This window comes from Bradyrhizobium sp. UFLA05-153 (assembly GCF_054185185.1).
The window spans coordinates 65,002-84,094 of the sequence record NZ_JBBIAM010000018.1 but is presented as its reverse complement, the minus strand read 5'-3'; the positions used below and the strand labels follow the sequence as shown (position 1 = coordinate 84,094).

Here is a 19,093-nt window from a genome sequence, read left to right as displayed (position 1 = left end):
GGGGGCGAGATGGTCAGTTTTGCAAGCAGCGCAGCCGGGCAGAAAGCCGCGATATCGGCGGATTTCGAGCACGAGCTGGCGCGCGAGGTGCTGCGGACCGAGCTGTTGCGCGTCAAGGCGCTGATCGTGACGGGATGCGTCATGATCCTGTTCATCACCGCGATGTACCTGATCGCCCCCAGCGTCGTGGACCGGGTCTGGCACGGGACGTTAGGGCTGATCGAGGTCTACGGCCTGCTGATCGGGTTCGTTCTGTTCGAGGTCTGGGTTCAGTCCCAGATCAGGCGACATCTCAGGCTCGATCGGGACGTGCCGGTGGTCAGGCGGTACATCGGGACGCTGATCGAGACGTCGCTGCCGACGGTCATCCTGGTCCTGGAAATCCGCAGCATGGGGGCGATCCCGGCACTCGGCTTTGCCGTGCCTCTCGTCTATTTCATCTTCATCATTCTCTCGACGCTGCGCCTGGATTTCTGGTTGTCGGCCTTCACCGGTTTCGTGGCAGCAGCCCAGCTCCTCGCCGTCGCGCTCTATTTTGATCCCGTCAGCGGCGCCGGCGAGCCTCAGGCCTACTTCCACGCAGTGCGCAGCGCCATCATCCTGATCTGCGGCGTGCTGGCAGGCTCGGTCGGGGCGCAGCTCCGCCGGCAATTTGCCGCGAGCATCGCCGCCGCCACCGCGCGCGATAGGGTGACGAACCTGTTCGGCCAGCATGTCTCGCCGCAGGTCGTCGAGCGGCTGATGGCGGAGGGCACCAGCGCCGGCGGCGATATCAGGCGCGTCGCGGTGATGTTCGTCGACTTCCGCGGCTTCACCGCGGGCGCCCGGTCGCGCTCGCCGCAGGATGTGGTCGACCGGCTCGACGGCGCCTTCGCCGTGCTGGTCGACATCCTCGACCGCCATGGCGGCATCGTGAACAAGTTTCTGGGTGACGGCTTTCTCGCACTGTTCGGCGCGCCGCTGGCGGCGGCCGACGCTGCGCACCGGGCGGTGGCCGCCGGCCGCGAGATGCTCGCCGCGATGGACCGCATCAACGCACAATCGAGCTGGCCGCTGCGGATCGGCATCGGCATCCATTTCGGCGAGGTGGTCGCCGGCAATATCGGCTCGCCCCGGCGCAAGGAGTACACGGTGATCGGCGACACCGTGAATTTTGCTTCCCGGCTCGAGGCGCTGAACAAGGATTTTGGATCGCAGCTCCTGATTTCGGAGTCTGTGCGCGAAGCCTTGGGTGACGATGGTGAGGACGCGGTTGCGCTCGGCGAGGTCGAGGTGCGCGGCTATGAGCGGCGGATGGCGGTGTTTCAACTGGGGTAGGGCGCTCCGCTGATGAAGCCGTCATTCCGGGTTCGGCTCTTCGAGCCGCCCCGGAATGACGGAGTGTTTGGTTTGAGCGGAGGTACTATAGTAGCGCTTGACTCTCATTTCATCTAGTCATCTATATGACTATATGAATTCAACCCCGCTCGACGACCGCCTGCCTCGCTATCAGCGCCTGCGCGACGATCTCGCCGCGCGGATCAATCGCAATGAATGGCGGCCGGGCGAGCCGATCCCGTCCGAAGCCGAGCTCGCCGCGCACTACAGCGTCGCGATCGGCACGGTGCGCAAGGCGATCGATCAGCTGGTCAGCGACACCGTGCTGGAGCGCCAGCAGGGCCGCGGCACTTTCGTTCGCCGCGCGCGCTTCAACTCCTCGCTGTTCCGCTTCTTCCGCTTCCAGTCCGAGAGTGGCGAGCGCCGCGTGCCGCAGAGCCGCATCCTCAGGCGGAAATGCGTGCCGGCGACCTCCGCCGTTGCATCCGCGCTGCGCATCCCCGTCGGCGAGCCCGTGATCAGCCTGTCGCGCCTGCGTCTGATCGACGACGTGCCGCTGCTCGCCGAAGAAATCTGGCTGCAACGATCGCGCTTCGCGGCGATCCTCGACATTGATCCGTCCGAGTTCGGCGACCTGCTTTATCCGCTCTATGAGGAGTGCTGCGGCGAGGTGGTGGTGTCGGCGGAGGAAATCCTCACCGTCGAGACCGCGAGCGAGATGCAGGCTCGCCTGCTGCGGCTCGAGGCCCACGCGCCGCTGATCGTCATCGAGCGTCTCGCGCTCGATCTCGAACGGCGTCCGATCGAATGGCGCCGCTCGCGTGGGCCGGCCAATCGCTTCCGCTACCACGCCGAGATCCGGTGAGCGCGGGCGTCACATACATCAAGCAATCAAAGAATTCAGGGGAGAGACGATGGCAAACTGGTACAGCGAAAGCTCGCCGCTGGAGCGGCGCACCTTCTGGGCAAGCTTCGGCGGCTGGGCGCTCGATGCGCTCGACGTCCAGATGTTCGGCCTTGCGATCCCTGCGCTGATCGCAGCCTTCGGAATCAGCAAGGCCGACGCCGGCCTGCTCGGCTCGATCACGCTGTTCTTCGGTGCGTTCGGCGGCTGGATCGGCGGCGCGCTCGGCGACCGCTTCGGGCGCGTGAAGGCGCTCCAGATCACGGTCGCGACCTTCGCGCTTGCGACCTTCGCCTGCGCTTTCGCGATGAGCTTTACCCAGCTCCTGGTGCTCAAGGCCATTCAGGGCCTCGGCTTCGGAGCCGAATGGGCCTGCGGCGCGGTGCTGATGGCCGAGATCATCCGCCCCGAGCACCGCGGCAAGGCGCTCGGCTCGGTGCAGAGCGCCTGGGCGGTGGGCTGGGGCGCAGCCGTGCTGCTGTCGGCGCTGGTCTTCACCTATGCGCCGGCGGATATCGCCTGGCGGATCCTGTTCGCGATCGGACTGTTACCCGCGCTCCTGATCATCTTCATCCGCCGCGGCCTGAAGGAGCCGCAGCGCGCGGCACCGAGTGCAGCCCAGCCGCCGTTCTTCGCCACGCTCGCCGGCATCTTCCATCGCGACGTGCTGCGCGCGACGCTGATCGGCGGCCTCTTCGGCACCGGCGCGCATGGCGGCTACGCCGCGCTGACGACGTTCCTGCCGACCTATCTTCGCGAGGTGCGGCATTTGTCGGTGCTGGGTTCGAGCGGCTATCTTGCCGTCATCATCATCGCTTTCTTCTGCGGCTGCGTGATGAGCGGCATCATCAGCGACCGCATCGGGCGGCGCGCGAATGTTGCATTCTTCGCCACCGCCTGCATCGTCACCGTGCTGATCTACATCTTTGCGCCGCTCTCCAATTCGCAGATGCTGGTGCTGGGCTTTCCCCTCGGCTTCTTCTCCGCGGGCATTCCGGCGAGCATGGCCGCGCTGTTCAGCGAGCTCTATCCCGCGGGCGTGCGCGGCACCGGCGTCGGCTTCTGCTACAATTTCGGCCGCGTCGTTTCCGCCGCGTTCCCGTTCCTCGTCGGGTATCTCAGTGACCACATCGGCCTCGGGCCGGCGATCGGCATCGATGCGGCCTTTGCCTATTCGCTGGTGTTGATCGCGGTGCTGCTGCTGCCAGAAACCCGCGGCAAGGTTTTTGAGCAGGCCGTAGCCGGCACGCGCGCCTGACCTGCGAATGTGGAGTAACGAACATGATGACAAGCGAACGCGGCCTTACGCGCCGTCAATTCGGCGTGGGCGCTGCTGCCCTTGTGGCGGTGACCGCCGCTGCGGGCAGGGCGGTAGGTGAGGTGACCATGCCTACGATCGATACCCACGCCCACGTCTTTCACCGTGGCCTCAAGCTCGCGCCAGGCCGGCGTTACGCGCCGGACTATGACGCGCCGCTCGATCTCTATCTGCAACAGCTCGATCGCAACGGCATGACCAACGGCGTGCTGGTGCAACCAAGCTTTCTCGGCACTGACAATTCCTATCTCGTCGAATGCCTGAAGGCGACCGGCGGCCGGCTGCGTGGCATCGCCGTCGTCGATCCCGCGGTTCCTGCCGAGGAGCTTGCCACGCTCGACCGCGCCGGCGTCGTCGGCATCCGTCTCAACCTCGTCGGCCAGCCCTTGCCGGATCTCGCTGCGCCAGAATGGAAGGCGCTGCTCGCATCGGTCAAATCGCTGGGCTGGCAGGTCGAGATCCAGCGCAACGCTTCCGATCTCGCAGCGCTCGCGCCGCAGCTTCTCGATCGCGGCATCACCGTCGTGCTCGATCACTTCACGCTGCCCGATCCAAAACTCGGCGTCGCCGATCCCGGCTTCCAGTCGGTGCTGAAGCTGGGTGCGACCAGAAACGTCTGGGTCAAGATCTCCGCGCCGTACCGCAACGGTGCGGCCGGCGAGAGTTTTGCGAAGGAAGCGTACCCGCCGCTGCGCACAGCTTACGGTCTCGACCGTCTGTTGTGGGGCAGCGACTGGCCGCACACACAGTTCGAGGCGACGCAGGTCTATGAGAAGAACCGCCGCTTCCTCGACGAGCTCGTCACGGATAAGGACGAGCGCGCGCAGGTGCTTGCCTCGCCGCGACCACTCTTCCGCTTCTAGAGCATGATCCGGAAAAGTGTGAAGCGGTTTTCCGAAGAGATCATGCTCAAACAAGAATCTCGCGCGATTGCACCGAGTGCTCCGAGTTTTGGGGCATGACGGCTGCTGGCGTCGGCCTGTAACATGCAGGCCGATGCAGCCGGTTGAGGCTGCACTTTGCGTGAGGGAAGAAAGATGCAACGCCGCTACATCACCGTCGACGTGTTCACCAACCGCGCCTTCGGCGGCAACCAGCTTGCCGTCGTGCTCGATGCCGGCGGGCTGTCGACGCAGCAGATGCAGGCGATCGCGACCGAGTTCAACTATTCCGAGACCACCTTCGTGCTGCCGCCGCGCGACAAGGCCAATGATGCGGAGGTGCGCATCTTCACGCCGGTGAGGGAAATTCCCTTCGCCGGTCATCCCAATGTCGGCACTTCCTTCGTGCTAGCCAGCCTCGCGAAGGAGCCGAAGTCGCGCCTGCTATTCGAAGAGAAGGCAGGGCTCGTGGCGGTCGACATTTTTAGGGAGCAGGGCCGCGTGGTTAGCACCGAGCTCACCGCGCCGCAGCCGCTGTCGCGCTTCGCGCAGCTTTCGGCCGAGGACGTCGCGGCCTGCATCTCATTGACTGCGAATGACATTAAGATCGATCGCCATGCGCCGCAGGTCGTCGGCGTCGGAACGCCGTTCGTGGTGGCGGAAGTGCGCTCGCGCGATGCAGTACGACGGGCGAAGCCCGACGCTGCCGCGTTTGGCCGGGTGTTGCCGCGCGACGGCGCCTTCGCGGTTTATTTCTACACGCGCGACGTGCCAGCGGCGGAGAAACCTTGTGATCTCCAAGCGCGGATGTTCTTCCCCGGCGCCAGCGGCCTGATCGAGGACCCCGCAACCGGCAGTGCCACGGTCGCCGCGGCCGCCTTGTTTGCCGATCTCGATCCCCAGCGCGACGGTGAGCTGAAGCTCACGATCGGCCAGGGCTTTGACATGGGCAGGCCGAGCATCCTGCTGACGCGCGTGGTGAAACAGAACGGCGCGCTGCTGTCCTCTCACGTCGGCGGCCAGTGCGTGCAGATGATGGAAGGAACGTTCCGCTTGGCGGCGGAGGGCTAAGCTCTCTCAACTCGTCATTCCGGGGCAGCGCGAAGCGCTGAGCCTGGAATCCATCGGGCCGCAGAGTTCGCGGATGAATGGATTCCGGGCTCGCGACTTCGTCGCGCCCCGGAATGACAGCCAGAGTGGAATGGCGGTCAAATCTGCCGTCCCACCAAATTCTCCACCTTCACCCCGTCGCGCTCCTCGATGATCTCGGCGATCATCTGGCGATGGCAGTGAGTGTGGTCGCGCTCGTAGCAGAGCAGGCAGACTGGACCCGCTTTCTTCACCAGCGCAGACAATTCGTCGAGCTCTTCCTTGGCCTGCGGCGTCTTCAGGTGCTTTGAGTAGATCTTCTCGAGCACTGCATACTCGCCGCTGCGCGCGGCGAGCCGCCCCTCTTTGGGCGTGCCGAGGGCCGCGAGGTGGACATAGGCGATGCCGCGCTCGTCGAGCCCCGCCGCGAGCTGCTTCTTGGAAAAGCCCGGCCGGCGCGACGACGTCACCGCGCGCACGTCGACCAGCAGCTTGACGCCGGCATGCTCGAGCTCGTCCAGCACCGCCTTGGGCGGTGTCTGCTCATAGCCGATGGTGAAGAGCTTTTTCGCTTTGGCCATGCCAAAACCTCAGGCGACCCGCGCGATCAGTTCCATGGCGCCGGCCGGCGCGCGCACCTTGCCCTCGTGGATGACATAGGCGAATACGTCGCGCGGCTCCTTCTTGGGCTTTGCCTTGTCAACTTTCGGCAGGTCATCCGGTTCACTACCCGAGGCCCAGGCCTGAAACCGCTTGCCCCAGGCATCGAGATCCCTGGGCGGATAGCAGGTCTTCAGCTCGTCATTGCCCTTCTGAAGCCGCGCATAGACGAAATCGCTGACGACGTCCGCAATCGCCGGATATTTGCCGTGCTCGGCGAATACCACGGGCGTCTCAAACTCGCGCAGCAGCGCGACGAAGTCGGGCGTGCAGAAGCTGTCGTGCCGGACTTCGACCACATGGCGCAGCGCGCGGCCATCGAGCTTGCGCGGCAACAGCTCCAGGAACTTGCCGAAATCGGCGCCGTCGAACTTCTTGGTCGGCGCGAACTGCCACAGCACGGGGCCAAGGCGGTCGCGCAGCTCCAGCACGCCGGAATCGTAGAAGCGTTTGATGGAGTCGCCGGCCTCCGCCAGCACCCTCCGGTTGGTGGCAAAGCGCGGTCCCTTGACCGAGAAGACGAAGCCGTCGGGCACTTCGGAGGCCCATTTGCGAAAGCTCTCCGGCTTCTGCGAGCCGTAATAGGTGCCGTTGATCTCGATCGAGGTCAGCTTCGATGCGGCATAGGACAGCTCCTTCGCCTGCGTGAGCTTCTCCGGATAGAATACGCCGCGCCAGGGCTCGAAAGTCCAGCCGCCGATGCCGATGAAGATGTTGCCCGATTTTTGCGACGCGGTTTTTGCTTTGGCCACCGGAGGATCTCGCGCGAATGAGGGGATGGCCTTCATCCTAATCAAACCAGATCTGATTGGCCAGTTGCGGCGCCCCGTCTAAGCTCGTCATCGGGATCTGCGATTATCGAGAGACAATATAGTTTTGAATAGTTTTGACAGTGACATAAACTCCTTTCTTCTGCATATAGTTTTACATCGAGCTAAGCTGCTGGATAATCAGCAATTTTTGATGAGCCGCAGCGCTTTGGCTCTCAGGCTCGTTCACATGAGACGACCTCGGCGAGACCGCTTCGTCTCCATGTTGCGGACGGCTATGGCCGATCGCTACATGGGCCATGATGCGCGCTGCACACACGGAGGCCTCGCCCGTACGTTAAATATGAATTGCGTGCCCCAGCGATTTCAGCGCGGCCTCGTGGAAGCCCTCGCTTTGGGTCGGGTGCGCATGGATCGTCCCCGCGATATCCTCGAGGCGCGCGCCCATCTCCAGCGCAAGGCTGAAGGCTGCTGAAAGCTCGGCAATGCCCGCACCGACGCCCTGGATGCCGAGCAGGACATGGTTGTCGGCGCGTGCCACGGTCCGGATGAAGCCATCCTCACGATCCAGGGTCAGGGCACGGCCATTGGCCTTGAACGGAAACAGGTCGGTCTTGATGTCGAAACCGGTCTGGCCCGCCTCGCTTGGTGACAGGCCGACGGTGACGATCTCGGGGTCGGTGAAGCAGATCGCCGGAATCGAAATCCGGTCCCAGGCGCGGCGGTGGCCGGCGACGATCTCAGCCACCATCTCACCTTGCGCCATCGCACGATGCGCGAGCATTGGGTCTCCCGTGACGTCGCCGATTGCCGAGATGCCGCGCATCGAGGTGCGGCATTTGTCGTCGATCCGGATGAAGGGGGCATCCATGTCGAGATCAAGAAGTTCAAGGCCAAAGCCGGAGGTCGCGGGCCTGCGGCCGACCGTGACAAGAATCTTGTCGGCATCAAGCGTTTTCCGCTCGCCGCCGGCCGTTTCGATTTCAAGCGCCGTGCCATCGGCGACGAGTACTTTTGCCTTCGCGCCTGTCAGAACCGAGACGCCGAGCGCTCGTAAGCGCCTGGCGACCGGATCGCTCAAGTCGCCGTCATATTGGGGCAGAATACGCGGTGCGGCCTCGACCACGGTAACGGCCGCACCCAGCTTGGCGAATGCCGTGCCGAGCTCAAGGCCGATATAGCCGCCGCCAACGACAACGAGCTTCTTTGGGATTTCGGTGAGCGCCAACGCCTCGGTCGACGAGATCACGCGGCCGCCGAAGGGAAGAAACGGCAGCGCGACCGGTTCGGAACCTGTCGCGATCACCACCGTTTCGGCACGGATCATTTGCGGACCAGATTGGGTTTCGACTTCGACGGTCTTGCCGTCCCGGAAACGGGCATATCCGGCCACGAGCCTGACGCCTGCTCGCCTCAAGAGACCGGCCACGCCCCCGTTCAGGCGCCGGACGATATTGTCCTTCCAGGCGATGGTCTTGGCGAAGTCGAGCGACGGCTTCGCCGTGGAAATGCCGAGTACGCTGTTTCTATCCGCGGCCTGCGCAACGGTTTCATACTCGGCGGCCGCGTGGATTAACGCCTTCGAGGGAATGCAGCCGACGTTAAGACAGGTGCCACCCGGCTTTTCAGCTTCGACAATGATCGTGTCGATGCCGAGCTGGCCGGCACGGATCGCGCAGGTGTAGCCGCCGGGGCCCGCGCCGATGACAAGGAGCTTGCAGGTGATCTCGTTCATCGCTCTATGCGTCAATGAAGATCATGGCAGGCGTCTCGAGCTGCGTCTTGATTCGCTGCACGAACTGCGCGGCATCAAAACCGTCGATCACGCGATGATCGAAGCTGGACGACAGGTTCATCATCTGGCGCGGTACGAAGGCCGCGCCGTCCCAATGTGGACGGACGGCGATGCGGTTGACGCCGATGATCGCGACCTCGGGATGATTGATGATTGGGGTGGTCGCAAGCCCGCCCATGGCCCCGAGGGACGTGATCGTGATGGTCGAGCCGCTGAGTTCGTCGCGCGAGGCGCTGCCTTTCCGAGCCGCTTCGGCGAGCCGAGCGACCTCCGCGGCACAACTCCAGATGTCGCGCGATTCAGCATGTCGAACCACCGGCACCACCAGGCCATTTTGTGTCTGAGTGGCGATCCCGATGTGGACGCCGTCATGTCGGTGCACGATGCCGGACTCGTCGTCGAAATGGGCATTCAGCATCGGCTGTTGGGCGATCGCGCGGACCATCGCGCGCATGAGGAATGGCAGCAAGGTCAGCTTCGGCTTGCCGGGCCGCTGCTGGCCATTAAGCTTGCCACGTAGATCCTCAAGTGCGGTGACGTCGACCTCCTCGACATAGGTGATGTGGGGAATGCGCGAGTTCGCGATCGACATCTTCTCCGCGATCTTGCGGCGGAGACCGGCGATCTTGATGTCTTCGACGCCGGTCTTCGTCAGGTATGTGGTCGCCGCGGCACCGACGGAACTGTGCGCAAGATGGGCGTCGAGATCGGCATGGGTGATGCGCCCGGCAGGACCCGTGCCCTGTATCTGGCGCAGGTCGAGGCCTGCTTCACGCGCGCGCAAGCGGACCGCTGGGGAAGCCAGCGGCTTGGTTTGCTCGCCGGGAGGTTCCGCAACCGCTGGCCGAAGCGGTGTCGCGGCCACAGGTTGAGCGACTGTTTTGGTCGTCTTCATCTCGGCCGGTGGCTCGGCCTTGCCTTCAACTTCCAGCCGAACGAAGTCCGAACCAATGGCGAGCACATCGCCCACATGCCCGGCGAGCCAGATGACGCGGCCTTCGGCGGGCGAGGGGATTTCCACCGTCGCCTTGTCGGTCATGACTGCACCGAGCACGGCGTCCTCGCGCACGATGTCGCCGACCTTCACGTGCCATTCCACGAGTTCGGCTTCCGCGATGCCTTCGCCGACGTCGGGCAGCTTGACGGCGCGTTCCGCCATCTCACGCCTCCAGCGTTTCGATCAGCGCACGGCCGATCCGCGCGGGTCCGGGGAAGTAGTCCCATTCCTGCGCGTGCGGGTAGGGCGTGTCCCAGCCGGCGACACGCGCGATCGGCGCTTCCAGATGATAGAAGCATCGCGTCTGAACGAGTGCGCAGAGCTCGGCACCGAAACCTGAGGTCAGTGTCGCCTCGTGCACGATAACGCAACGTCCGGTCTTCTTGACGGAGCTTTCGATGGTATCGAGATCGAGCGGCAGCAGTGTGCGAAGATCGATGATCTCGGCGTCGACACCGGTTTCGGTTGCCGCAGTCTCGGCGACGTGCACCATCGTCCCATAGGCGAGAATGGTGACGGCTTTGCCCGGCCGGCGGATCGCGGCGCTGCCGAGCGGAATGGCAAAATGTCCGTCGTCGACCTCGCCGAGATCGTGCTTCGACCATGGCGTGACCGGCCGATCATGATGGCCGTCGAATGGGCCGTTATAGAGCCGCTTCGGCTCGAGGAAGATCACGGGATCGGGGTCCTCGATAGCCGAGATCAGGAGACCCTTGGCGTCGCGGGGATTCGAGGGCACCACCGTCTTGATACCGCAGACATGGGTGAACAACGCTTCCGGGCTCTGGCTATGCGTCTGGCCGCCGAAAATGCCGCCACCGGTTGGCATCCGCACCACGAGAGGGCAGGTGAACTGGCCGTTGGAGCGATAGCGCAGCCGCGCCGCCTCGGAGACGATCTGGTCGTAGGCCGGATACATGTAATCCGCGAACTGGATTTCGACACAGGGTTTCAGGCCGTAAGCGGCCATGCCGACGGCGATACCGACGATGCCGAGCTCGCTGATCGGCGTATCGAAACAACGGCTCGTACCATATTTCGCCTGCAGGCCCTGGCTTGCCCGGAATACCCCGCCGAAATAGCCGACGTCCTCGCCGAACACGACGACATCGTCATCGCGCGACATCATCACGTCCATGGCGTCCCGGATCGCTTCGATCATTGTCCGCCGTGGCACGTTTCAGACTCCCGCTTCCTGGCGCTGGCGGCGCAGATGCGGCGGCATCGCCGCGAATACGCCCTCGAACATGTCGCGCGCGGATGGACGTTGCTCGGAATGAAGCGTGCCGTAGCTTTCGGCCTCCTTCTGTGCCGAGGTCACGGTGTCGAGGATCTCGGCCTCCGTCTGCTTATGCCGTTCCTCCGACCAGACACCGCGAACGATCAAATGGTTCTTGAGCCGGATCACGGGATCGCCCAACGGCCATGCCTCGGATTCCGTCTTCGGCCGATAGCCCGCGGGATCGTCGGAGGTGGAATGCGCGCCGACGCGATAGGTCACGTGTTCGATCAGGGTCGGGCCGAGATTGCGGCGTGCACGCTCGCAGGCCCATTTCGCGACGGCATGGACCGCAAGGTAATCGTTGCCGTCGACGCGCAGCGCCGGAATGCCGAAGCCAAGACCGCGTGCCGCGAACGTGCCGGAGCCGCCGCGTGCGATGCCCTGGAAGGTCGAGATGGCCCACTGATTGTTGACGATGTTGAGCACGACCGGCGCGCGATAGGTCGAAGCGAACACCAGCGCCGCGTGGAAGTCGGACTCGGCGGTTGCGCCGTCGCCGATCCACGCAACGGCGATCTTGGTATCGTTCTTGATCGCAGATGCCATCGCCCAGCCGACCGCCTGGATGTACTGGGTAGCGAGATTGCCGGAGATCGAGAAGAAGCCGTGCTCCCGCGAGGAATACATCACGGGCAGCTGACGTCCCTTCAGGGGATCGTGCGTGTTCGAGTAGATCTGGTTGGCCATGTCGACCAGCGAGTAGCCACCGGCGATCAGAAGTCCCGCCTGGCGGTAGGTCGGAAAATTCATGTCGCCCGGCAGGAGCGCCCTGCGGAAGGCGCAGCTCACGGCCTCTTCGCCCATATGCTGCATGTAGAAAGACGTCTTGCCCTGGCGCTGCGCCATCTGCATGCGCGCATCGAACGCGCGCAAAGTCATCATGTGCCGAAGGCCCTCGAGCAATTCGCTGTCAGAGAGCGTGCCCGCCCATGGACCGACGGCTTTGCCCTCGCGGTTGAGCACGCGGATGACAGAGAAGGCGAGGTCGCGGATCGCCTCGGCGTCCACGTCGATTTCGGGACGGTCGACCTGGCCTGCGCGGGGAATGCGGATGTTCGAGAAATCGGGCGTGCCGCCTGGGCGCACCGCGGGCTCCGGCACGTGCAGTTTCAGGGGCGCATGCTCCGCGGATTGAACCGCCTCGCCCCGCGGGATCATGGCGTCACGCATGAGGTTGGGTTCGGGCATTGGCATTCACCTCTCACCTCAATTGCATCGATGCAGAACAATGCACCGACGCGGCGAGCGAGCCGGTCGATGATGTCGCGATCATCAATGTCTATGGAAGCCGAGATGCGGCATTCGTTCGCTTCGGCCCGAGCGCTGACGGCAACGAGCCGTAGTCCCGCGACGCGCGTCTGGTCGAGCAGGCGGCCGAGTGCGGCGTGCATGTCGCTGGTCTGGAGCTCTAGAGAAAACACCGCATGTGTCTCGTTTTGTTAGTATATCGTACTGGCAAAGTTCGGGATTGTTGTTCTTTTGATCTGGGTATCCCGCGAATATGTGATATATATTTTCTGCACATTGGCCATAGGTCCAGAATGGAGTTCTTGGTATGGCGCCAGTCCGACATGCCACAGGGCCAGTCAAGGCTCCGCGCAAGGATGCGCTTCGGCTCGACGAGATCGATCGCAAGATCCTGCGCGCCTTGCAGCAGGATGCGCGCCTGACCACGGCGCAACTCGCCGACCGGATTGGCCTCTCCACCACACCATGCTGGAATAGACTGAAGCGCCTCGAGACGCAGGGCTATATCGATGGCTACGTCGCGCTGCTCAATCAGGACAAGCTCGGCCTGCCTGAAACGGTCATCATAGAGGTGACGCTCGATCGCCACGACGAGGAGGCGCTCGAACGTTTCGGCCAACTGCTCACGAGTTTGCCGGAGGTGATCGAAGCCTATCTCACCACCGGCGATTACGACTACGTCGTGAAGGTCGCGGTCGAAAGCACCGCCGGCTACGAGCGGTTTCTGCGCGAAAAGCTCTATCGCATCCCAGGCATCCGCCACAGCCGGTCGTCGTTTGCGCTACGCTGCCTGAAGAAACTGACCTCGGTGCAGGTCTAGTCAAATGCGCCGCGGCGATGAGAAGACGTCACACAATGTGACGTCTGCTCCTTGCGTTCCAGTTGAGAGAGTGGGGTTCGTCAGAAAGCGGTCTTCTTGCCGGTGATGCCGACATAGCTTGATCGCACCAGCGCTCACCAGCACCCATCCTTCTTGACGATCACATAGAAGGAATCGGCCGACAATATCGGCTTGTCGTCGGCGTCATAGCGCGTAAACCTCGTGACAAGCTAGCTCTTCGTCTTATTGGTTTACCCTCAATCCAGCGTCGATCAGTCCCTTGCGAAGAGCGCGCATCTGTGGATCGAAGGGGAGGGCAATGGGAAAGCACCTGCGCGGGGGAGTGCTGAATGCAGAAGCAATTCCGTCGGAGTGCTGGCCACAAAATGATGACGCCATCTGCGGAAAAACATTTCGCCGCAAGGGGTCGCACAATCCAGCTGACAGTAAAAACTCAGGGCGAACCGGTCTTCGATTGACATCGAAATGACTTGTCCTTTTGCAAAATCTGCAAAGACTCTATTGTCATTCGACCGCGATAACAGGAGAACAAGATGCGGATGCTGATCGCACTGGCGCTGGTCATGATGACGTCTGCTGCCGTTGCCGATGACGATGATGCTGGAGGGGCGCACAAGCTGGCGATCCAGGGCCGCGACGACTACTGGCACTGCCTGGCGCGGGAATATTCACGCGACAGCAATCAGGGCCTCTCGGAACAGGATTTTTCCCGCTCGGTCGCCGGCGCCTGTCCCTCAGAGCGGCAGTATTACCGGGTGGCGTTGCTCGACTATCTGACGATGCAATATCCCAACATCGATGCTGGCGCTCATCTCGCGACCGCGAACAGGGCGGTAGAATCGGCGCAGAAGGACATCGTGACGGCCTTCGCCAAGCACAGGACACCTCAGCGCTAGCTGGCTGCGAATTAACCGTCGGAACCTGCGGCCCTTCCGGCTGGCTGCGCTTCCGTGATATCAGAAGGGCTCACCGGAGCGGGAACGGGCAGGATGACGTCTGAGTCGGTCGGAGGCATTTTTGGCGCGATCGTCGCAGCTATCGTGCTGGCGGTTGCTGTCGTGTTCGGGCCGATCGGCCAATATGGCAAGCCGCCGAAGCCGAAGGCGGCGGCCCAGCCTGCGGCCGCGGCACCCGCGGCTCCGGCCGCGCCTGCTCCGCGCGGACCGGTCATCCGCGAAGTGCCAAACCAATAAGCCGGCCCTCTTGCGGAGGGCCAATGACGTTCCTATCTAGCTGATAACGGCGACGTTGCAGCTCACCGCTCCGGCGCCGGGACGACCTTGGAATAGCTTGGGCTGCGCCGGATGTACGCGCGGCTCGTTATTCTGGGGTCGTTGGCATTTTTGTACCCCTTTTTTAGGTGCGTTCCCCTCAAAACCCCGGCTTGGCATCGCAGGACGCGGCGGATATACGCTCCCCGTCATGAACGAAGCGATCAGACCAGCCCCCGAGCCCCCGCCGCAGGCCCCGCAATCGGGTCAGCGGTCGCCAGAGCTGTCCGTCGTCGTCCCCACCTTCAACGAGCGTGACAACGTCACGGTCCTGTACCGGCGGCTGGAGGACACTCTGGCCGGCATCGCCTGGGAGGTGGTGTTCGTCGACGACAATTCGCCCGACGGAACCTGGGACGTGGTGCGCGCGCTCGCCAGGCGCGACAGCCGCGTGCGCTGCATCCGCCGCATCGGCCGCCGCGGCCTGTCGGGCGCCTGCATCGAAGGCATTCTGGCCTCAAGCGCGCCCTATGCGGCCGTGATCGACGCCGATCTCCAGCATGACGAGACGCAACTGCCGAAGATGCTCTCGCTGCTCGCGAGCGGGCAGGCCGAACTCGTCGTCGGCAGCCGCTACATCGAGGGCTACAAGAGCGAAGGCTTCAACAAGCAGCGCGCCGGCGCCAGCGCGCTTGCGACCGAAGTCGCCAGGCAGGTGCTGCAGGTCGAGATCGCCGACCCCATGAGCGGCTTCTTCATGATCCGCACCGACCGCTTCGAGCAACTGGCGCCAAAACTCTCGGTGCATGGCTTCAAGATCCTGCTCGATGTCGTCGCGTCCGCGCGCGGCGGCTTGCGCACCGTCGAAATTCCCTACACCTTCGGCGCGCGCCAGCATGGCGAGAGCAAGCTCGATTCCATGGTCGCGCTCGATTTCCTGGGCCTCGTGCTGGCGAAGCTGACCAACGACGCGGTGTCGCTGCGCTTCCTTCTGTTCGCGATGGTCGGCGGCATCGGCCTCGTCGTGCATCTCACGACGCTTTTCATCGCCCTCGAGATCTTCAAGGCGCCGTTCGCGGAGGCGCAGGCCTCCGGCGCGCTCGTCGCCATGACCAGCAACTTCATCCTCAACAACTTCCTCACCTATCGCGACCAGCGGCTGAAAGGCTTTGCGATCGTGCGCGGCCTGATCGCCTTCTACATCGTCTGTAGCGTCGGCCTGTTCGCCAATGTCGGCGTCGCCTTTTCGGTCTACGACCAGGAGCCGATCTGGTGGCTTGCCGGCATGGCCGGCGCGCTGATGGGCGTGGTGTGGAACTACGCGATGTCCGGACTGTTCGTCTGGCGCAAGAAATAGCGCATCATGGGCGGGGCCGACGCGCGGATCGTCCGTAACACCGCGCTGATGATCATCGCGCTCGTCGTGCTGCGGCTGGTCGCTGCCGCCTTAACGCCGATCACCTTCGACGAAGCCTATTACTGGATGTGGTCGAAGAGCCTGGCGGGCGGCTACTACGACCACCCGCCGATGGTCGCCTACGTCATCCGCGCCGGCACCATGATCGCGGGGGACACCGAGCTCGGCGTGCGGCTGGTCTCGGTCCTGCTCGCGCTGCCGATGAGCTATGCGGTCTACCGCGCCGCCGCGATCCTGTTCGGCGGCGCGCGCGTGGCCGCAACCAGCGCCATTCTGCTCAACGTGACCATGATGGCTTCCATCGGTACGCTGATCGTGACACCGGATGCGCCGCTGCTGGTTGCTTCCAGCTTCGTGCTGTTCTTCCTGGCCAAGGTTCTGGAGACCGGCCGCGGCGCATGGTGGCTTGCGGTCGGAGCGGCCGTCGGTGCGGCGCTGCTGTCAAAGTACACCGCGATGTTCTTTGGCGCCGCGATCCTGATCTGGCTCGCGGCGGTGCCGAAGCTGCGGCGCTGGTTCCTGTCGCCCTGGCCCTATCTCGGCGGCCTCGTTGCGCTCGCGCTGTTCTCGCCGGTGATCCTCTGGAATGCGGATCATCACTGGGTCTCGTTCGCAAAGCAGCTCGGGCGCGCGAGGATCGAGGACTTCCGTCCGGTCTTCATCGCCGAGCTGATCCCGACTCAGATCGCGTTCGCAACACCCCTGGTCTTCATCCTCGGTGCGATGGGCCTGCACGCGCTGACCTGGCGCCGGGCCGGCGCGCTGGCCTCGCGCGTGCTGATCGAGGCGATGTTCTGGACCATCGTCGCCTATTTCGTCTGGCATTCGCTGCATGCCCGCGTCGAGGCGAACTGGTTCGCGCCGGTCTACCCCGCCTTCGCGGTCGCGGCCGCGGTCGCCGCCCACATCGCGCAATGGAAGCCGCGACAGCAGGACCTTGTCGCATTCTGCCTGAAATGGGCGGCCCCCGCCGGCATCGCGATGTTTGCGGCCCTCATCGTGCAGGCCAATACCGGCTGGCTGTCCGGCTATCGCCGCGACGCCACCGTGCGCAGCGTCGGCGTCGGCTGGCGCGCGCTCGCATCCGAGATCGAGGCGGTCCGCGCGAAGACCGACGCGACCTGCATCCTGGCGCCGGACTACGGCACCACCGCCTGGCTCGCCTTCTATCTGCCGCCCGGCACCTGCGTGGTCCAGCGGGACCAGCGTATCCGCTGGGTCAACATGGGCGAGCCCGATCCGCAACTCTTGGCCGGCAATTTGCTCTATGTCGACGAACTCCGCGCCGGCGGTCACCCCTTCTTCAACGAGATCTTCGCGCAGGTGACGCGCGTTGCGGAATTGCAGCGCAAGCGGGGGCCGTTTGTCGTCGAGACCTACGGGATCGATTTGCTGGAGGGCGCCAGAGGCGATGTTCTCGACCGTTCGCCGCCGCCGGAAGCCCGGTAACGGGTTTCGAGCTCGCAGCCCGCAGCGTCGGCCTCAGTCGCGGTCTGTCCCGGCTGCTGCTCTTCGTGCCAGAACCAGACGGTGACCGCACTGGCGCGGCCACGAACCTTCGTCTGCAACGGTCCCGTCAGAATGCCGTGGGGATCACCGTGGAAGTCGGCCGCGTCCAGCAGGGTATCGCTGAACGCGAGCCGCGCATCGTGCTGGGCGGCGACCTCCATCAACCGGTTCGCCACGTTGACGTTGTCGCCTGTCGCGGTGATGTGCTGGTGGCTTCCGCCGAGGCGCGAGGCGACGATCGGACCAAAATGCGCGCCGATCTTGAAGCCGAGCTGATCCCTGTATGGTGCTGGCAGCGATGCCATCCAGTCTTTCACAACGCGGTGCAGCTCGAGCGAGCATTTGACGGCACGCGCAGCGTCGTCAGGCGTTGGGCGCGGCAGGCCGAACAGGATCATGGCGCCGTCGCCGAGGAAGCCGGTGATCATTCCACCGGACGAGACCGCCGTCTTGTCGACCAGCGCATGAAACGCCTTGAGCAGCTCGCGAAGCGTGTCCGGATCAAGCCGTTCGCTGAGCGCAGTGAAGCCGGAGAGGTCGATGAAGACGATGGCGGCATTCTGGCGAACCGGCTCGCTGAGGAAATCGGGATCGCGCGCCAGCCACTCCTGTACGGCGAGTGCCTGGAATTGCGCCAACGATCTGCTCTTTGCTGTCAGGTACTGCGTCCTGCGGCTGCCCGCCCACAATTGCACGCCGGTAAAGATCGCAACCGGCGGCACCGCGGCCGCGAGCGTGGTTGCGGCGTTGAGCCAGATACCGTGCGTGAACGCGAACAGGTTGAGAGCGGCCCACGCCATCACCACCACCACGGCAGCAATGAGGCCGATCGCGCTGCGCCGCCAGGCAAGCAGACCCACCAGGACCATTGGCAGCAGGATCGCGGCGAATGCGTCCGCGACATGAACCTTGCGGTCGCGCACGATGCCGTCGCCGGCGACGAGGTGCGTGATCGCGGTCGAGACGACCTCGACGCCGGGCATCAGGGTGTCGAACGGCGTCGGGAAGAAATCGCCGCCGCCGGACACCGATGCGCCGATCACGACGATCCGGTTCTCGATTGTCCCGCGATCGAGCGTGCCGTCGAACACGTTCTGCGCGCTCAACGTGCGGATCGTGCGGCGCGGGCCGTAATATGTAATCGGTAGCGAAAAGTCGGTGTCGGTCGAAACCGTGCGATCGCCGAGCATCAGGTGATCGGGCGCAATCGTCAGCGGCTGGCCGAGCGCGCGGCTCGCAACACGCAGCGGAAACGACAGCTCAACCTTGTCGCCGGTCCGGAACAGCATCGGGACCGAGAGCGGGGAGCCGGACTGCCCCGTCGCAACATTGACGATGCCGACCTCGGCGTGATCGGCGAAGGCCGGCAGCGGCAGCAGGAAACGCTCGGCCTGGGGCAGGGCGGCGAGCGGCCCTTCGCTGCTCCTTGCCACGGTATCGCTGGTGGTTGGAAAGATCGCCGCGGCGGCAAGCACCGTTGGGCCGCCAGCGAGCGAACGCGCCAGCATGGCATCGCCGAGTCTGGCGCCTGGATCGACCAGCAGGAGGTCGACGGCAATCACCTTCGGCTTGAACTGCGCGACGGCATCGACGACGCGCGCGAGGTCGGCGCGGGGAAGCGGATAACGGCCGCCGCGCTTCACGACGGTGTCGTCGATCGCAACGATGGTGACGAGATCGGGCGGAGGCTGCGCGCCGCGCGCCAAGGTTCGCAAGTCCGTCAGCGTCGCCTCGAGACGATCGAGAAACCGCAGATGGCCGTTCGCGTGAGCGACGTAAATGGCGGCGCCCCACAGCGCAGTGAGGACGAGCGCAACCAGGATCTGAACACGTCGGCTACTCATACCCTTCGTT

18 protein-coding genes are annotated in these 19,093 nt (G+C 64.1%); 10 read left to right on the top strand and 8 right to left on the bottom strand.

The features are described from left to right. Positions 1 to 9: 9 nt before the first annotated feature. From Q2941_RS13570 to Q2941_RS13550, 5 genes are all read left to right on the top strand, one after another. On the top strand, positions 10 to 1,317 hold the full coding sequence (locus Q2941_RS13570; RefSeq protein ID WP_458192781.1) for an adenylate/guanylate cyclase domain-containing protein: 1,308 nt from the start codon (positions 10 to 12) through the stop codon (positions 1,315 to 1,317). Between the two features lie 133 nt (positions 1,318 to 1,450). Then, on the top strand, positions 1,451 to 2,182 hold the full coding sequence (locus tag Q2941_RS13565; RefSeq protein WP_458192780.1) for a GntR family transcriptional regulator: 732 nt from the start codon (positions 1,451 to 1,453) through the stop codon (positions 2,180 to 2,182). A gap of 49 nt (positions 2,183 to 2,231) precedes the next feature. Then, complete coding sequence (locus tag Q2941_RS13560) at positions 2,232 to 3,479, top strand: MFS transporter (protein WP_027525305.1); 1,248 nt, start codon at positions 2,232 to 2,234, stop codon at positions 3,477 to 3,479. 23 nt (positions 3,480 to 3,502) lie between these two features. Then, positions 3,503 to 4,402 (top strand): amidohydrolase family protein, encoded by a 900-nt coding sequence (locus Q2941_RS13555; RefSeq protein WP_254111736.1) that lies wholly within the window; start codon positions 3,503 to 3,505, stop codon positions 4,400 to 4,402. A gap of 174 nt (positions 4,403 to 4,576) precedes the next feature. Continuing rightward, on the top strand, positions 4,577 to 5,491 hold the full coding sequence (locus tag Q2941_RS13550; protein WP_027525303.1) for a PhzF family phenazine biosynthesis protein: 915 nt from the start codon (positions 4,577 to 4,579) through the stop codon (positions 5,489 to 5,491). Positions 5,492 to 5,628: 137 nt separating this feature from the next. Here Q2941_RS13550 and Q2941_RS13545 read toward each other — a convergent pair whose 3' ends face one another. The 7 genes from Q2941_RS13545 to Q2941_RS13515 form a co-directional block, all read right to left on the bottom strand. Further along, positions 5,629 to 6,090 carry a DUF488 domain-containing protein gene (locus Q2941_RS13545; protein WP_027525302.1) on the bottom strand — a complete coding sequence of 154 codons (462 nt, stop codon included), beginning with the start codon at positions 6,088 to 6,090 and terminating at the stop codon, positions 5,629 to 5,631. A gap of 9 nt (positions 6,091 to 6,099) precedes the next feature. Next, a complete protein-coding gene (locus Q2941_RS13540) occupies positions 6,100 to 6,957 on the bottom strand; it encodes a DUF72 domain-containing protein (protein ID WP_371933056.1) in 858 nt (285 codons plus the stop codon). A gap of 319 nt (positions 6,958 to 7,276) precedes the next feature. Continuing rightward, positions 7,277 to 8,674, bottom strand: coding sequence for a dihydrolipoyl dehydrogenase (lpdA, locus tag Q2941_RS13535; RefSeq protein ID WP_458192779.1), 1,398 nt, complete (start codon positions 8,672 to 8,674; stop codon positions 7,277 to 7,279). 4 nt (positions 8,675 to 8,678) lie between these two features. Then, entirely contained in the window at positions 8,679 to 9,893 is a 1,215-nt protein-coding gene (locus tag Q2941_RS13530; protein WP_458192778.1) for a dihydrolipoamide acetyltransferase family protein, read from the bottom strand. 1 nt (position 9,894) lies between these two features. Then, positions 9,895 to 10,908: an alpha-ketoacid dehydrogenase subunit beta gene (locus tag Q2941_RS13525; RefSeq protein WP_254111739.1), complete on the bottom strand. Its 1,014-nt coding sequence runs from the start codon at positions 10,906 to 10,908 to the stop codon at positions 9,895 to 9,897. Between the two features lie 3 nt (positions 10,909 to 10,911). Next, positions 10,912 to 12,171 (bottom strand): 3-methyl-2-oxobutanoate dehydrogenase (2-methylpropanoyl-transferring) subunit alpha, encoded by a 1,260-nt coding sequence (locus Q2941_RS13520; protein ID WP_254113792.1) that lies wholly within the window; start codon positions 12,169 to 12,171, stop codon positions 10,912 to 10,914. Then, on the bottom strand, positions 12,168 to 12,404 hold the full coding sequence (locus tag Q2941_RS13515) for a hypothetical protein (RefSeq protein WP_458192777.1): 237 nt from the start codon (positions 12,402 to 12,404) through the stop codon (positions 12,168 to 12,170). The genes Q2941_RS13520 and Q2941_RS13515 overlap by 4 nt, the downstream gene beginning before the upstream one ends. Positions 12,405 to 12,568: 164 nt before the next feature. Here Q2941_RS13515 and Q2941_RS13510 point away from each other — a divergent pair, with 164 nt between their 5' ends. The 5 genes from Q2941_RS13510 (at position 12,569) to Q2941_RS13490 (ending at position 17,179) form a co-directional block, all read left to right on the top strand. Then, a complete protein-coding gene (locus Q2941_RS13510; RefSeq protein ID WP_051389911.1) occupies positions 12,569 to 13,081 on the top strand; it encodes an Lrp/AsnC family transcriptional regulator in 513 nt (170 codons plus the stop codon). A 554-nt stretch (positions 13,082 to 13,635) separates the two neighbouring features. Next, entirely contained in the window at positions 13,636 to 13,998 is a 363-nt protein-coding gene (locus Q2941_RS13505; protein WP_027525294.1) for a hypothetical protein, read from the top strand. Between the two features lie 93 nt (positions 13,999 to 14,091). Beyond that, positions 14,092 to 14,295 (top strand): hypothetical protein, encoded by a 204-nt coding sequence (locus tag Q2941_RS13500; RefSeq protein WP_027525293.1) that lies wholly within the window; start codon positions 14,092 to 14,094, stop codon positions 14,293 to 14,295. Positions 14,296 to 14,524: 229 nt separating this feature from the next. Next, positions 14,525 to 15,670: a glycosyltransferase family 2 protein gene (locus Q2941_RS13495; RefSeq protein WP_458192776.1), complete on the top strand. Its 1,146-nt coding sequence runs from the start codon at positions 14,525 to 14,527 to the stop codon at positions 15,668 to 15,670. A 6-nt stretch (positions 15,671 to 15,676) separates the two neighbouring features. Further along, positions 15,677 to 17,179 (top strand): glycosyltransferase family 39 protein, encoded by a 1,503-nt coding sequence (locus Q2941_RS13490; RefSeq protein WP_458192775.1) that lies wholly within the window; start codon positions 15,677 to 15,679, stop codon positions 17,177 to 17,179. Here Q2941_RS13490 and Q2941_RS13485 read toward each other — a convergent pair. Then, a complete protein-coding gene (locus Q2941_RS13485) occupies positions 17,107 to 19,083 on the bottom strand; it encodes a CHASE2 domain-containing protein (RefSeq protein ID WP_458192774.1) in 1,977 nt (658 codons plus the stop codon). The two genes, Q2941_RS13490 and Q2941_RS13485, sit on opposite strands and share 73 nt — an antisense overlap. Positions 19,084 to 19,093: the final 10 nt, after the last annotated feature.

What these genes read in the sequence shown, in the direction of transcription:
- Q2941_RS13530 (WP_458192778.1), bottom strand. Translation starts at nt 9,893, where the DNA reads ATGGCGGAACGCGCCGTCAAGCTGCCCGACGTCGGCGAAGGCATCGCG.
- Q2941_RS13550 (WP_027525303.1), top strand. Translation starts at nt 4,577, where the DNA reads ATGCAACGCCGCTACATCACCGTCGACGTGTTCACCAACCGCGCCTTC.
- Q2941_RS13485 (WP_458192774.1), bottom strand. Translation starts at nt 19,083, where the DNA reads ATGAGTAGCCGACGTGTTCAGATCCTGGTTGCGCTCGTCCTCACTGCG.
- Q2941_RS13490 (WP_458192775.1), top strand. Translation starts at nt 15,677, where the DNA reads ATGGGCGGGGCCGACGCGCGGATCGTCCGTAACACCGCGCTGATGATC.
- Q2941_RS13555 (WP_254111736.1), top strand. Translation starts at nt 3,503, where the DNA reads ATGATGACAAGCGAACGCGGCCTTACGCGCCGTCAATTCGGCGTGGGC.
- lpdA (WP_458192779.1), bottom strand. Translation starts at nt 8,674, where the DNA reads ATGAACGAGATCACCTGCAAGCTCCTTGTCATCGGCGCGGGCCCCGGC.
- Q2941_RS13570 (WP_458192781.1), top strand. Translation starts at nt 10, where the DNA reads ATGGTCAGTTTTGCAAGCAGCGCAGCCGGGCAGAAAGCCGCGATATCG.
- Q2941_RS13560 (WP_027525305.1), top strand. Translation starts at nt 2,232, where the DNA reads ATGGCAAACTGGTACAGCGAAAGCTCGCCGCTGGAGCGGCGCACCTTC.
- Q2941_RS13515 (WP_458192777.1), bottom strand. Translation starts at nt 12,404, where the DNA reads ATGCACGCCGCACTCGGCCGCCTGCTCGACCAGACGCGCGTCGCGGGA.
- Q2941_RS13520 (WP_254113792.1), bottom strand. Translation starts at nt 12,171, where the DNA reads ATGATCCCGCGGGGCGAGGCGGTTCAATCCGCGGAGCATGCGCCCCTG.
- Q2941_RS13540 (WP_371933056.1), bottom strand. Translation starts at nt 6,957, where the DNA reads ATGAAGGCCATCCCCTCATTCGCGCGAGATCCTCCGGTGGCCAAAGCA.
- Q2941_RS13545 (WP_027525302.1), bottom strand. Translation starts at nt 6,090, where the DNA reads ATGGCCAAAGCGAAAAAGCTCTTCACCATCGGCTATGAGCAGACACCG.
- Q2941_RS13500 (WP_027525293.1), top strand. Translation starts at nt 14,092, where the DNA reads ATGACGTCTGAGTCGGTCGGAGGCATTTTTGGCGCGATCGTCGCAGCT.
- Q2941_RS13495 (WP_458192776.1), top strand. Translation starts at nt 14,525, where the DNA reads ATGAACGAAGCGATCAGACCAGCCCCCGAGCCCCCGCCGCAGGCCCCG.
- Q2941_RS13505 (WP_027525294.1), top strand. Translation starts at nt 13,636, where the DNA reads ATGCGGATGCTGATCGCACTGGCGCTGGTCATGATGACGTCTGCTGCC.
- Q2941_RS13565 (WP_458192780.1), top strand. Translation starts at nt 1,451, where the DNA reads ATGAATTCAACCCCGCTCGACGACCGCCTGCCTCGCTATCAGCGCCTG.
- Q2941_RS13510 (WP_051389911.1), top strand. Translation starts at nt 12,569, where the DNA reads ATGGCGCCAGTCCGACATGCCACAGGGCCAGTCAAGGCTCCGCGCAAG.